Source organism: Flavobacterium sp. ST-158 (genome assembly GCF_058309975.1).
This window is the reverse complement of sequence record NZ_JBZEEN010000001.1, coordinates 257,491-271,657: the sequence shown is the minus strand read 5'-3', so window position 1 is coordinate 271,657 and position 14,167 is coordinate 257,491. Positions and strand designations below refer to the sequence as shown.

The following is a 14,167-nucleotide window of genomic DNA, read 5'->3' as shown; positions in this document are numbered from 1 at the left end:
ATATGAAAAAAAGCTTGCTGATTTTGATTTTGTGTTTTGGTTCTATTTTGACTTATGCTCAAGATACTAAAGCATTGAATGCGGAACGTTTTCCTGTTTTTCCAAATTGTGAAAATTTAGAATCTAAAGCATTGGAGGATTGTTTTTATACCGAAGTGCAAGAGTTTGTTTTTCAAAATTTTGTGGTGCCGGAGGATTTAGTACAAAATAATTTCAAAGGAAATGTAAAAGTGCTTTTTGAGGTGGATGCCAATGGTATTTTTAAAGTGATTTATGTCAATGCAGTGGATGAAAAGTTAATTGAAGAAACCAAACGTGTTTTTGCAAAGTTTCCAAAAATTACAGCAGCAACTTATAATGGAAAGCCTGAATATTCTAAATATAATATCACCATCGCGATTCCGCTAAAAAGTACTGAAACTATTGCAGCCGAAAATGTAGCCAAAGTGGATGTTCTTAGAAATACAACTAATCAGTTAACGGAGTTGGATAGTATTGTGTACCATAAATACAAAAATCCGGAGTTTGAAAGTCATTTAAATATTCCGTTTTCACATAGTTATTATGCGCAGTTTGATGCGGCGATGAATCGGCTTGGAAGTAATAATCACACGGCTTCTAAACCTTATACTTATGCTGAAGTTGCTAAATATTATAATTTAAAGAAAGTTAATGAGCAATTGAAGAAGCCTACAACGGGTTGGTGGACGCGTAAATTGTGGAATGAAAACACGGTCGAAATTCAGGGAGAAGGCTACTGGTTTACGTTGAATCCCGTTTTGGATTTGCAAGTGGGTAAATCGTCTGGAAATACTTCTATAAATACTTTTGTGAACACCCGAGCCATTAATTTTAGAGGTGGATTGGGAGAAAAACTCAATTTTTCGACTACTATTTTTGAAAGCCAAGGACGTTTTGCCGATTATTATAATCGTTATGCGGAATCGATAAAACCTTCTGGAGGAAATCCAGCAGTAATTCCGGGAATTGGTATTGCAAAAGATTTTAAGACAGATGCCTATGATTTTCCGATGGCTGAAGCCAATATTACTTTTGCGCCTAATCAATTTATAGATATGCAATTGGGTTATGGTCGAAATTTTATTGGTGATGGTTATCGTTCTTTGTTGGAAAGTGATGGTGCGAGTCCGTATCCTTATTTTAAGCTGAATACTAAGTTTTGGAAAATAAAATATACGAACACATATATGTGGCTCAAAGATATTCGTCCGGAAGTGACCGTTGATAAAACCTATGCGACTAAGTTTATGGCGAATCACTATTTGAGTTGGAATGTATCCAATCGTTTGAATTTAGGATTTTTTGAGTCGGTGGTATGGACTAATGGAAATGACAGAGGTTTTGATGCCAGCTTTGTCAATCCGATTATTTTTTATCGCGCGGTGGAATTTGGGTCTTCTTCTAAGTCAGGAAATGCCTTGCTTGGGGTGACTTTTAAATACAAATGGAACAATCAGCTTAATTTTTACGGACAGTTTCTATTAGATGAGTTTTCATTGAGTGATATTAAAGCGGCTGATAATAGCTGGAAAAACAAATACGGTTATCAGATAGGAGCCAAATATTACAATGCTTTCAATGTGCCTAATTTATTAGTACAATTGGAATACAATCGTGTGCGACCTTTTGTGTATTCCCATTCCGAGCCGATTACCAATTATGGACACAACAACCAAAGTTTGGGACATCAGTGGGGAAGTAGTTTGGGAGAATTTATTGCTATCGCCCGTTATCATCAGGGAAGATGGTTTGCTGATTTGAAAATAACCAGTGCTATAAGAGGTTTTGATTTTGCTGCTTCGGGAGCCAATTCTAATTATGGAACGAATATTTACCGTGATTATGATGAAGAACGCTATGCTGATTCAGGAGTGACTGTAGGGCAAGGAAATAAAACCAAATTTTTTATGACCGATGTTCAGGGTGGTTATTTGATTAATCCGTCCACTAACTTGAAGTTATTTGCGAGTTATATCTATAGAGATTTTAACCCAATGCAAAATACTGATACTACAATCAAAGAAAGTACGAATTGGTTTTCTATTGGATTGCGCTCGGATATTTTTAATTGGTATTTTGATTATTGATTTGATTTTGCAGATTTGAAATTTTAGATACTTGTGATTGATATTTTTTTAGTAAACTATACACTGCGTACTTTTTAAGTAAAATCCATTGTTTTTTAAATTTTCAATTGTTCCGTTTTCTGTTACAAGAAAAGAAAAACTTTCTTTTGATATAGGGCAATGTTCATACTTCATCATGTTAAGTTTAAAGCCTTTTAGTTGTTTTTTAAAGCCATTACCTTTATTTGAATTTTGATCAATAGAATATCCGTTAATTATGCCAATTAAAAAAGCTTCTGATTCGTTTTCAATTTTATCCATAAACTTTTTTAAATCCTTTTCCGATTTTACAACTTTCCATTCCTTATTTTCGAAATAAGTTATTCTGTATGCGCAATAAAAGGGGTGGCAATCAGAAAAAAAACCACCAAAGTCTAGTTTATTTTTAGGAATAGAATCTTTTGGTAAATATTTTCCCTTTGAAAATAATATTTCAGAATCTATTTCTTCAGTTTTAAAGTTAGGGTAATGTTCAAGTTGCCAATATTTGACACTTTCATTTGGTTGTATTTTTTTTAACAATGCTTCTTTGTAAGTGTCTTTTTCAGGTAATTGTTCTAGTTTTTGGGTACATGAATTCAGCAAAAGTATCGAAAGAATAGTTGTAGTTATCGAATGTTTCATTTGAGGGAGTTTAAAGAAAATGTTTGATGCCAATTTATGGTGATTGCTAACTACTATAATATTTCCTTATTTAGATAGATTGTAGTGGTGGGTGTTGTATTATGGATTGTTCAAATATATAGAAAAATTTTACAAAATATAAGTTTGATTTTTAATTGCTTGAATCTTTCGGATTTTATATAAATCTTAAATTTTTCTTCAACAATATTTTATGATTAGATTTTTGTCAATTCCCTTTCGATGCGTTACTTTTGCAGCAGTTTTACAAAAACCTAATGAAAACGGCATTGAGCACAACTACACATACAGTTTCCCTTAAATCAATTTTTACCGATTTTAAAGAAATCACTAAGGCAGGATTAGCCATTAGTGTGTTGTTCTCGTCTATTGCCGGTTATCTTTTGGGGTTTAATGATAATCAGCCTTTTCAGTGGTCGGTTTTGTTGATGCTTTGTATTGGTGGTTATTGTATGGTGGGGGCTTCTAATGCTTTTAATCAGGTGATAGAAAAGGATTTGGATGCCTTGATGGATAGAACTAAAAATCGTCCGGTGCCTTCAGGTCGTATGTCGCCTACAGTAGCTTTGGTAGTGGCAAGTTTGTTGACAATTATTGGGATAGTTTTATTGTATTTGATCAATCCTAAAACAGCCATGTTTGGGGCTATTTCTATTTTTTTATATACCAGTGTTTATACACCACTTAAAACGATAACTTCTTTATCTGTTTTTGTGGGGGCATTTCCGGGAGCGATTCCTTTTATGTTAGGTTGGGTAGCTGCTACCGGTGATTTCGGAATTGAAGCAGGAACCTTGTTTTTGATTCAGTTTTTCTGGCAATTCCCTCATTTTTGGGCTATTGGCTGGTTTTTGTATGAGGATTATGAAAAAGCAGGTTTTTATATGTTGCCAACAGGTAAAAAAGATAATGGTACTGCTTTGCAAGTTATTTTATATACGGTTTGGTTGATTATTGCTTCTCTTTTGCCTTGTTTGGGGTATACCGGAAAATTGTTTATTTCACCAGTTGCTGCTGTTTTGGTATTCTTATTGGGGCTTTGGATGCTTTTTTATGCCGTACGACTTTATAAAATTAGAACAGCAAAGGCAGCTCGAACATTAATGTTGGTGAGTGTGTCTTATATTTCATTGTTACAATTGGTTTATATAATTGATAAATTTTTAAGATAGTTATGGGAGTTACAATGACAACAGAGGAGCAAAAACAGCAAAGTGCAAAATCGTATAAAATGATTTTGTTGTTTGCTATGGTGAGTATGACCATGATGTTTGCAGGATTGACGAGTGCTTTTGTGGTAAGTAAGTCAAGAGTAGATTGGTTGAAGGATTTTCAATTACCATCAGCTTTTTATGTCAGTACAGTGCTTATTATAGCGTGTAGTGTGACTTTTCATTTGGCTAAAAAAGCGATACAAAAAGACAATCATAGTCAAACTACAATGATGCTTTTAGCGACTTTAGCTTTGGGAGTGTCGTTTGTAGTGTCTCAATTTGTAGGTTTTGGTCAGATTATAGCAAGTGGCTATTATATGACTGGACAAGGGAGTTCGATTACGGTGACTTTTCTTTATATTATAGCTTTTATTCACTTGCTGCACTTGGCTGGAGGCTTAATTTCACTTTTGATTATAATTTATAATCATTTTAAACAAAAATACAATTCGACTCAAACTCTTGGTATAGAACTAGGTGCAATGTATTGGCACTTTTTAGATTTGCTATGGGTTTTATTATTTTTATTTATATATTTCTTTAAATAAGAAAAAAACGTAAATTTGGGAACTTTTTAACGATTAACTTTTATGGAAGCGACAGTTACTACTGCAAATAACGAAGAAAAAACTTGGGGAGGCGGCAATGAGCCAATGGGAGCAAGTTATGGTAAAATGATGATGTGGTTCTTTATCATGTCTGATGCCTTAACTTTCTCTGGATTTTTAGCAGCTTACGGTTTTTCTAGATTTAAATTTATTGAAACTTGGCCATTGGCCGATGAAGTGTTTACTCACTTCCCATTTATGCATGGAGTTTCTGCTCCTATGTATTATGTAGCATTTATGACTTTTATTTTGATCTTTTCATCTGTAACAATGGTTTTAGCTGTTGATGCAGGACACCAATTGAAGAAAAATAAAGTGATAGTGTACATGTTTTTAACTATTATTGGTGGTTTAATTTTCGTGGGTTCTCAAGCTTGGGAGTGGAAAAACTTCATTAAAGGAGAATATGGAGCTATTGAAACAAAAGGAGGAAGTATACTTCAGTTTGTTAAAGATGGTAAGCAAATTGCTTTGGCTGATTTTGCTGTTAAATTGCCAGAGGAAAGAGCGCAGTTGTCAAGAAGCCGTGCAACATGGTTTATGGAAGAAGCTAATTTGCCTTCTTATTCTGTTGCTGAGGTTCAAGCTGGTTTCAAAGCGCATCCTGATGTGTTAATCAGAACCGAAGTAATCCATGATAAACAAAAAACAATTCTTTCAAGAGCTGAATCTGAAGCGAGATTGAAGGATGCTGTTTTTGTGGTAGAAGGAGCTAACTTAGAAAGAAATGAATACGGAAGTAAATTATTTGCTGATTTCTTCTTCTTTATTACTGGTTTCCACGGATTCCACGTTTTTTCTGGAGTTATTATTAATATCATTATTTTCTTCAATGTATTGTTGGGGACTTATGAGAAAAGAAAAAGTTATGAAATGGTAGAAAAAGTTGGATTGTACTGGCACTTTGTAGATTTAGTGTGGGTATTTGTATTTACAGTTTTCTATCTAGTTTAATTTTTTAAAGTTTTATATTATGGCACACGCACACGCACATGAGTCTAACGCAGGTAAAATTTGGAAAGTATTTGCAATTTTATCAGTAGTTACAATTATAGAGGTATTTTTGGGTATTTATAAACCAGACGTAATTCACCGTCAGTACTTCTTAGGGTTAAGCTTATTAAATTGGATTTTCTATGCGCTTACAGTTTTTAAGGCTTACTATATTGTTTGGTCTTTCATGCACTTAGAAGGTGAAAAATCGAGCCTTAGATGGTCTATCGTTTTACCAATTATTTTTCTTGTCTTATACTTACTTTTCATTCTGTTGACTGAAGGGCATTATATTTATGGGGTTTTTAAAGATTCAACCATTAAATGGAATTTTTAACACTATATTAATTCAAAAAAAGGGCACGCATTGCGTGCCTTTTTTTATTTTTGCATTTTAAAATTACTTTCTCTGATGAAAAAAAATATTGTTCTTTTCGTGCTTTTTGTTTTGCCAATTGTTGCTTATCTTTTTTTTGCTTCAGGAGTGAATAGTTTTACCAAACTTCCGGTGATTACTCCCAAAGTAGCCGATTTGGGAAATTGGGAATCACTTAAAGGCGAGAAAGTCAGTTTAGATAATAAAATTACCATCTTAGGTTTTTCGGGGACAGAAATCTTAAAAAATCGCGGAAATCTTTTTAATCTAAACGAAAAGATTTACCAACGCTACCATAGCTTTAAAGATTTGCAATTTGTAATGGTTTGTCCATTAGGTACAGAAAAAGATGTGCAAAGTATTATGGATGCATTTGATGATTTTACAGATGTTTCTCAGTGGCATTTTGTTTTTGCTACTCCCGAAGAAATTCAAGGCTATTACAAACAACTGCTATTACAAGGTAAATTGGATGCTAACATAGGAACATCTAATGTCTACATTATTGACAAAGAAAGAAATTTAAGAGGTAGAAAAGAGAAAAAAGAATATAAGGAAGGTTATGATACTTTTCACCCCTCTGAGTTGAGTAATGAAATGTTAGATGATTTCAAGGTGATTCTTTATGAATACCGCGCAGCTCTCAAAAAAAATCACAATGCTACTAAACAATTATAAAAACTTTTTCAATGTTTAAAAATAAATCCTATATCGGAATTGCCTTTATTGTTTTAATTTTCGGAATATATGCTATACCAAAAATTGTTTCCCGAATTCAAAATAGCGATGTGGTAAAAGCCGATCGTCTGGATAAAGTTTCTTCTACTTCAAGTGAAGGAGGTGCTTTAGTAAAAATTGGGCCTGCTCCAAAATTTGAACTGATAAATCAGGATAATCAAACAGTAACTAATGAAACCTATAAAGGTAAGGTGTATGTTTTAGAGTTTTTCTTTACTACTTGTCCTTCTATTTGTCCAAAAATGAATCAAAGTATGTTGGTGTTAGAAAAGAAATTTTTTGGTAATCCTAACTTTGGAATCGCTTCTATTACTATAGATCCTAAACATGATACACCTGAGGTTTTAAAATCGCATGCAGAGTTGCTAGGTGTTAAATCATCTAATTGGAATTTTTTAACTGGTGATAGACAGCTTATCTTTGATTTAGCAAATAAAGGTTTTAATCTTTATGCAGGAGAAAATAGCAAAGTAAATGGAGGTTTTGAACATTCGGGTATGTTTGCTTTGGTAGATAAAAATGGGAATATTCGTTGTAGAAAAGATGAATTTGGTAATCCAATTTTGTATTATGATGGATTAGAAAAAGCAGGAGTTAGAGATATTCAACAGGATATCAGTATTTTATTAGCAGAATAAATCATGGAAGAACAAAATTTAGAAACAAAATACAATAAGTGGATTGTTGTGTTATCAGTAGCTATCCCTCTAGTAGTAGCATTGCTTTTTGGAGTTAATTTAAGAAAAATGGGGTTTGATGTGGAGCCGCTTTCTTTTTTGCCTCCTATTTATGCTACAGTAAATGGAATTACTGCAATTGTTTTAATTTTAGCTGTAAGAGCAATTAAAAACGGAAATATAAAGTTGCATGAAAATTTAATGAAAACGGCTATAGCTTGTTCTATTGCATTTTTAGTGATGTATGTAGCCTATCACATGACTTCCGATTCTACAAAATTTGGAGGAGAAGGAATTATTAAATATGTGTATTATTTTATTCTAGTTACTCATATTATACTTTCCATTGCGATTATTCCATTGGTTCTTATTACGTATGTACGTGCTTTGGCTCAGGTATTTGATAAACATAAGAAAATTGCAAAAATCACTTTTCCAATTTGGTTGTATGTGGCAGTTACCGGAGTAATAGTTTATTTAATGATTTCACCTTATTATGTATACTAAAGTCAGAAGTAAAAACATCAAATTCCAAAATCTGTTTTTTGCGATTTGTTTTTTGTTTTTTGGAATTTCATCTTATTCTCAGTGCGCTATGTGTAGAGCTGCTTTAGGTGGTGATGCTAATATTGCACAAGCAAAAGCAGTCAATGACGGAATTGTTTATTTGATGGTAGTGCCTTATTTATTGGTTGCAGTAATTGGTTTTTTTGTTTATCGAATGAGAAAAAATAAGACTAAAAACCAATAATTTATTTTAAACCATTTACACTAATGTTGATTTCGCCATTAACTTTTACAAAGGCAATAATCGCATTTTGACTTAATTCAATTTTTTGGAATTGGATGTCCTCCATTTTTCCATTAACAAAAACTCCTGCCAAAGGGGAATAGTTGTTCAGGTAGTTGAGCATTGTTTTCTTACCTTCGTCTAAATTAGGTTTGATAGAATAGCGACAGTTTTCTTGAATTTTTCTTAGAATAATTCCCTGAGCAAGCCAATTGGCTGTTCGCATCAATTTACTTTTAGTGTCCAAAACATAGTCTAATTCGTCAAAGTAAATTTCTTTTTTCTCCGAATCGTATTTTGGAAATCCAGCCAAATATATTGTTCCGTTGATTGAGCCTGTAACATCTAGCGCAATGACCATTTTACCACTTTTGTGCCAGATATTTACATCTTGTACTTTAATTTTTCGGGAGCCGGATGTGAATTCTTCTCCAGCAAAATTTTTCTTCATAATTCTGGAAGCATCCTCATAGGAAGAAACCGCTACAATATTTGCAGTAATTTGGTTAGGTATTTTTGTAACTGCTTTAAGTGTGATTTTATTGGCGTCAAATTTGGATTCAGGAGCTTGTCCAATTAAGGTTTCCATGTTGCATTTCATGCCCATTTGCAAAAGAAAACTATCGTTTTTTAAATGTGCCGCTGTCGAGTAAATTTCAATTGGTACAATTCGAAGCCAACTTTCGTAGGCTTCATTCATTTGAAATGGGGTGCAAATTTTTTCTAAAGCCGCTAAAACGTTGGGTCTAAAATCCATTGATTTTTCAATAGCTTCATCAATCTTTTTTTCAATTTTAGATTTAAACAGTTTAATGGAAGGGTTTATCAAATAAGTAACAGGCATATTTTTGCCAAAAACAGTCATTGTAGGGCTTTCATTCCAGTCTAATGACTTTAATTCAGTTTGGGTTTTAAGTTTCCAGTTGTATAAATTCACAAGACTATTTAGAGTTACAACGCCGTTTAGGTTGAATTCTTTGATGTTATACATAGAAACTCCCATAGTTTTAGTTCCAATTCGGTATTTAACATTCAGTTTTAGAGGAAGGATAGTAGTGATTTTTTCAGCATTTGTAGCATTGCTGTTTTTTATGGTAATAGGGGCTTGTTTCCAGATTTTTATTTCAATGTCATCATCTTCAATATTGTTGTCTTCATAGATCAAACCATTAAGTAAACTGTTTGTTTGGTTTTCGATGTCTTTTAGTTTTACCGTAATTGGTAAGTTTATAAATGATGGAACATTGTTGTAAATAATGGGACTGGCATTATCTGGTTCTGGTTTTAAAGTAGCAAGTTTTTGAGTTGTAGAACAACTTATTAATATGATAACAGTGATGGATATTAAAATTATCGAATGAAGTTTCATTGAGTAATGAATTATTTTTAAGATGGTAAAAATACAAAAACAATTATTGTTTGTCTAAAAGTGTTTTTCGTAGATAAATTTGTTTTCGTGTTCAATTATTTAACTAAATTATTAACTTTTTTTTATCATAAAATACTTAACAAATTGTTATTATTGCTTTAAAATTGAGATAGCCATGATTGAAATTAAAGATTTACACAAGTCATATAAAATGGGTAGTTCTGAGTTGCATGTGTTACAAGGTATTAATTTTAATATTGAAGAGGGGGAATTAGTGGCCATTATGGGGTCATCAGGATCGGGAAAGTCAACATTGCTAAATATTTTAGGTATTCTTGATGAAGCAGACTCGGGGAGTTATATTTTAGACAAAACTCCAATAAAAAAATTAAACGAAACACTCGCTTCAAAATATAGAAATAAATTCTTAGGATTTGTTTTTCAATCTTTTAATCTAATAAATTATAAATCAGCACTAGATAACGTTGCTATGCCTTTGTATTATCAAGGTGTAAAAAGAAAAGAGCGTTATGAAATTGCTATGAAATATCTAGAGAAAGTAGGTTTAGCTACACATTCTCATCATTTGCCTAATGAGCTTTCTGGTGGTCAAAAACAGCGTGTTGCTATTGCAAGAGCATTAGCTTCTAATCCAAAAGTTTTGCTAGCTGATGAGCCAACAGGGGCTTTAGATACCAAGACTTCTTATGAGGTAATGGAGCTCATTCAAGGGATTAATGATGAAGGGAAAACAATTTTGATTGTGACACATGAACCCGATATTGCGGCGATGTGCAAAAGAAATGTTGTTTTGAAAGATGGATTAATTATAGATGATAAAATAGTAGAACAGGTTAGAGCTTCATCTTATGTTTAATATTGAGCGATGGCAAGAAATATTTGAAGCAATTTCAAAAAACCGACTAAGAACTTTTCTTACTGGTGTTTCTGTGGCTTCTGGTATTTTTATTTTAGTGATTTTGTTGGGAGCCGGTAAAGGTCTTCAGAATGGAATTGAAAAACAATTTGAACATGATGCTACAGGAATTATCGAGGTATGGTCAGGAACTACTACAAAGGAATTTAAAGGTTTAAATCCAGGAAGAAAAATTCAGTTTAGAAATAGTGATTATGCGCAATCGATTCAGAAATTTGATGATCAATTAGATCTCAGGGCTTCAACTTACAATTTTTGGGGAGGTGCTTTTTCATACGGAAAAGAATCAGGAAGTTATCAATATCGTGGTGTTGATCCTGATTATTCAAGTATTGAAAATGTTAGTGTTGTTCAAGGTCGTTTTATAAATAGTAATGATTTATCCAATAATGAAAAGGTAGCAACTATTGGAATGAAAATAAAAACAGATTTGTTTAAAGATAAAGAAGCTGTTGGTAAAGAGATATTAATAAACAATATTAGTTTTAAAGTTGTAGGGGTCTTTACAGATCCAGGAGGTGAACGGGAAGAGTCTAGAGCTTATTTACCCCGAACGACTGTGCAAAGAACCTTTGGAGGTGGTGATAAAATTAGCAATTTGTTTTTTACTTTAAAGAAAACGAATAATTATGATCAAGCTTTGGCACAATCAACAAGGTTTACAGAAGATCTAAAAAAATTATTAAAAAGTAAAAATGTGATAGCTCCTAATGATGATGGAGGTATTGGGGTTTATAATTCGGTTGAAAATGCAAAGCAGTTTTATGATTTAAATCTGTATATCCGATTGTTTTTTTGGTGGGTTGGTATCTGTACTATTATTGCAGGAGTTGTTGGGGTAAGTAATATTATGCTGATTATTGTAAAAGAAAGAACCAAAGAAATTGGAATTAGAAAAGCACTGGGAGCATCACCTCTTTCTATTATAGGGATGATTCTTCATGAATCTATTTTTATTACTACAATAGCAGGATTTGTAGGCTTGTTAGCTAGTCTATTATTACTTGAATTTGTTGGTACTAGGGTTCAAAGTGAATATTTTCAAAATCCGGAAGTCGATTTCAGTGTAGCATTAACAACACTTTTTCTCCTTGTTTTTGCAGGAGCTATGGCTGGATTTTTTCCTGCCTACAGAGCAGCTAAAATAAAACCAATTGTAGCACTTAGAGATGAATAATTATGTTTAAGAAAGATAATTGGGATGAGATTTTACAAGCTTTAACAGCTAATGTTTTTAGAACAATACTAACAGCATTTGGTGTGTTTTGGGGGGTATTTATTTTAGTGATATTATTGGCAGCAGGAAAAGGTCTAGAAAACGGAGTAAAAAAGGGTTTTGATGGAATTGCGACCAATACTATGTTCATGTGGAGTCAAACCACTTCTAAGGCTTACAAAGGGCTTCCTAAAACGCGTCGCTATGATTTTAGAAATAGTGATGTGCAGGCTTTAAAACAAGCTATGCCGGATTTGTTATATGTTTCCCCACGCAATCAATTAGGAGATTTTAATGGAACCAATAATGTGGTTCGGGGCACCAAAACTTCTGCCTTTACCATTTATGGAGATTATCCTGAGCTGATTAAACAGCAACCCATGGATATTATAAAAGGCCGTTTTGTAAACCAACAGGATATTCTTGAAAAAAGGAAAATTGCTGTTATAGGAAAAGGAGTTATTACTGAGCTTTATGGAAGGGAAGAAGAAGCAATTGGGACGTATATAAAAATCAACGGAATTAACTTTATGGTGGTTGGAGTTTATAAATCTAAACAACAAGGTGGGAATGCGGAACAAGAACAGAAAAATATTTTTATACCATTTACTACTTTTCAACAGGTGTTTAATTATGGTGATAAAGTGGGATGGATGGCACTTACAGCAAAAGACGAAGTGTCTATTACTAAATTAAAACCTAAGATTCTGGACTTGATAAAATCATTACACTCGATAAACCCAAAAGACGATAGGGCTGTGGGGAATTTTGATTTGTATGAAGAGTTTAATAAAGTACAAAGCTTGTTCAATATATTGAAAATCATAGCTTATTTTGTTGGGACTTTAGTTCTAATTTCAGGAGTTATTGGTATTTCTAATATTATGCTTATAGTAGTAAAAGAGCGTACGAAAGAAATAGGAATTAGAAGGGCTTTAGGAGCAACTCCAGGAGCAATTAGAGGTCAAATTTTAACAGAATCAATATTTTTGACAATTATTTCGGGTATGTTTGGTATTGCAGCGGCAACAGGAATTATTGGGTTGTTAAATATGTTTTTAGACTCCATGCCGCCAGAAAGTAATACTATGTTTGCAAATCCTAGCGTGGATTTAGGAGTTGTATTTGTGGCATTATTAATATTGGTAGGTTCAGGATTATTGGCTGGATTTATACCTGCGCAAACTGCAATTAATGTTAAGCCTGTAGATGCTTTAAGATCTGAATAAATGAACAATCAAAAATAATCGATTAAACCATAAATAAAATGAAAAAAGGAATAACGATAACCATTTTAATTCTTATTGTAATAGTTTTTTTTGGTGCACTTTACTATTTGTATGCAAAAAATCAAGAGCCACCAATTGTTTTTAAGACTGAAAAGACAGAAATAAAAACAATCATAAAGAACACTATTGCAACTGGAAATATTCAGCCAGATGAGGAAGTTTTAATCAAACCTAATATTTCCGGTATAATTGAAGCAGTATATATTAAAGCGGGAGAAAAAATTAAGGCAGGAGATATGATTGCTAAAATTAAAGTTGTTGCTAATGTTTCTAGTGTGAGTAGCACTCAAAATCAAGTGAAGACTGCTAAAATAGCTTTAGACAATCAAGAGAAAATTTATCAAAGACAAAAAACATTGTTTGAAAAAGACGTTATTTCGGCAAATGATTTTGATGGAGCTCAATTAGAATATAATCAGGCAAAACAAAATTATTTGGCTGCAAAACAAAGTTTAGATATTGTAAAAACAGGAACGACTTCCTCTTTGGGAAGTTATGCTAATACATTGATTCGTTCTACAGTAAATGGAATGGTATTGGATGTTCCTGTAAAAGTTGGAAATCAAGTTATCGAGAGTAATAATTTTAATGAAGGAACTACGATTGCTAGTGTGGCTGATGTAGGGAGAATGATTTTTGTTGGAAAAATCGATGAATCTGAAGTAGGGAAAATAAAAGAGAAGATGCCTATCGAAATTACTGTTGGAGCCATAGAGAATAAAAAGTTTGATGCCTTTTTAAATTATATAGCGCCAAAAGGAGTTACTGAAAATGGAGCTATTCAGTTTGAAATTAAAGCTTCTTTAAACAATAGAGATGAAACTTTTATTAGAGCAGGTTTAAGTGCAAACGCTTCAATCATTTTGGAAAAAGCCAATAAAGTAATGGCTATTAAAGAGTCTTTAGTGCAATTTGATAAAAAAACACAAAAACCTTATGTTGAAGTGGAGACAGCTCCACAAAAATTTCAAAGAAGAGATTTAGTTTTAGGAGTTAGTGATGGGATTTATGTTCAGGTTAAAAGCGGTATTAAAAAATCAGATAAAATTAAAATCTGGAATCAAGGTTTAATAGCCGAATCTGATAAAAAATAATTTGAAATAGAAAAGGTCCTTTTTGGTTTTAAAAAATGTTAAATTTGCGTAGTGTCCTACTATGCTTTGATTCAAAA

15 protein-coding genes are annotated in these 14,167 nt (G+C 32.7%); 13 read left to right on the top strand and 2 right to left on the bottom strand.

The genetic code is table 11. The annotated features are described in order from the left end of the window. The first annotated feature begins 2 nt into the window (after positions 1-2). On the top strand, positions 3-2,108 hold the full coding sequence (locus AC4FRF_RS01155) for a capsule assembly Wzi family protein (RefSeq protein WP_491158285.1): 2,106 nt from the start codon (positions 3-5) through the stop codon (positions 2,106-2,108). A gap of 48 nt (positions 2,109-2,156) precedes the next feature. Here the strand turns inward: AC4FRF_RS01155 and AC4FRF_RS01150 are convergent, their stop codons facing one another. After that, the gene (locus AC4FRF_RS01150) at positions 2,157-2,771 is read right to left on the bottom strand and encodes a hypothetical protein (RefSeq protein ID WP_491157608.1); all 615 of its coding nucleotides are present in this window, start codon (positions 2,769-2,771) and stop codon (positions 2,157-2,159) included. A gap of 275 nt (positions 2,772-3,046) precedes the next feature. On the opposite strand from AC4FRF_RS01150, the gene cyoE reads away from it, so the two are divergent. The 8 genes from cyoE to AC4FRF_RS01110 all read left to right on the top strand — a co-directional run bounded on the left by cyoE (position 3,047) and on the right by AC4FRF_RS01110 (position 8,146). Next, a complete protein-coding gene (cyoE, locus tag AC4FRF_RS01145) occupies positions 3,047-3,961 on the top strand; it encodes a heme o synthase (RefSeq protein ID WP_491157607.1) in 915 nt (304 codons plus the stop codon). A 2-nt stretch (positions 3,962-3,963) separates the two neighbouring features. Next, a complete protein-coding gene (locus AC4FRF_RS01140; protein WP_491157606.1) occupies positions 3,964-4,551 on the top strand; it encodes a cytochrome c oxidase subunit 3 in 588 nt (195 codons plus the stop codon). Positions 4,552-4,593: 42 nt separating this feature from the next. Continuing rightward, complete coding sequence (locus tag AC4FRF_RS01135; protein WP_491157605.1) at positions 4,594-5,565, top strand: cytochrome c oxidase subunit 3; 972 nt, start codon at positions 4,594-4,596, stop codon at positions 5,563-5,565. A gap of 19 nt (positions 5,566-5,584) precedes the next feature. Then, positions 5,585-5,941, top strand: a complete 357-nt coding sequence (locus tag AC4FRF_RS01130; protein ID WP_491157604.1) for a cytochrome C oxidase subunit IV family protein — start codon at positions 5,585-5,587, stop codon at positions 5,939-5,941. Positions 5,942-6,016: 75 nt separating this feature from the next. Continuing rightward, entirely contained in the window at positions 6,017-6,658 is a 642-nt protein-coding gene (locus AC4FRF_RS01125; protein ID WP_491157603.1) for a hypothetical protein, read from the top strand. An 11-nt stretch (positions 6,659-6,669) separates the two neighbouring features. Next, a complete protein-coding gene (locus AC4FRF_RS01120) occupies positions 6,670-7,356 on the top strand; it encodes an SCO family protein (protein WP_491157602.1) in 687 nt (228 codons plus the stop codon). Between the two features lie 3 nt (positions 7,357-7,359). After that, positions 7,360-7,902 carry a DUF420 domain-containing protein gene (locus AC4FRF_RS01115; protein ID WP_491157601.1) on the top strand — a complete coding sequence of 181 codons (543 nt, stop codon included), beginning with the start codon at positions 7,360-7,362 and terminating at the stop codon, positions 7,900-7,902. Between the two features lie 88 nt (positions 7,903-7,990). Next, a complete protein-coding gene (locus AC4FRF_RS01110; protein ID WP_491157600.1) occupies positions 7,991-8,146 on the top strand; it encodes a hypothetical protein in 156 nt (51 codons plus the stop codon). A 1-nt stretch (position 8,147) separates the two neighbouring features. Here the strand turns inward: AC4FRF_RS01110 and AC4FRF_RS01105 are convergent, their stop codons facing one another. After that, a complete protein-coding gene (locus AC4FRF_RS01105) occupies positions 8,148-9,554 on the bottom strand; it encodes a DUF4403 family protein (RefSeq protein WP_491157599.1) in 1,407 nt (468 codons plus the stop codon). Positions 9,555-9,729: 175 nt separating this feature from the next. Here AC4FRF_RS01105 and AC4FRF_RS01100 point away from each other — a divergent pair, with 175 nt between their 5' ends. From AC4FRF_RS01100 to AC4FRF_RS01085, 4 genes are read left to right on the top strand one after another with little or no spacing between them, the layout of a single operon-like run. Then, positions 9,730-10,431 carry an ABC transporter ATP-binding protein gene (locus AC4FRF_RS01100; RefSeq protein WP_491157598.1) on the top strand — a complete coding sequence of 234 codons (702 nt, stop codon included), beginning with the start codon at positions 9,730-9,732 and terminating at the stop codon, positions 10,429-10,431. Continuing rightward, complete coding sequence (locus AC4FRF_RS01095) at positions 10,424-11,668, top strand: ABC transporter permease (protein ID WP_491157597.1); 1,245 nt, start codon at positions 10,424-10,426, stop codon at positions 11,666-11,668. The genes AC4FRF_RS01100 and AC4FRF_RS01095 overlap by 8 nt, the downstream gene beginning before the upstream one ends. Positions 11,669-11,670: 2 nt before the next feature. Beyond that, the gene (locus AC4FRF_RS01090; protein WP_491157596.1) at positions 11,671-12,936 is read left to right on the top strand and encodes an ABC transporter permease; all 1,266 of its coding nucleotides are present in this window, start codon (positions 11,671-11,673) and stop codon (positions 12,934-12,936) included. A 38-nt stretch (positions 12,937-12,974) separates the two neighbouring features. Further along, the gene (locus tag AC4FRF_RS01085) at positions 12,975-14,090 is read left to right on the top strand and encodes an efflux RND transporter periplasmic adaptor subunit (RefSeq protein WP_491157595.1); all 1,116 of its coding nucleotides are present in this window, start codon (positions 12,975-12,977) and stop codon (positions 14,088-14,090) included. Positions 14,091-14,167 lie beyond the last annotated feature (77 nt).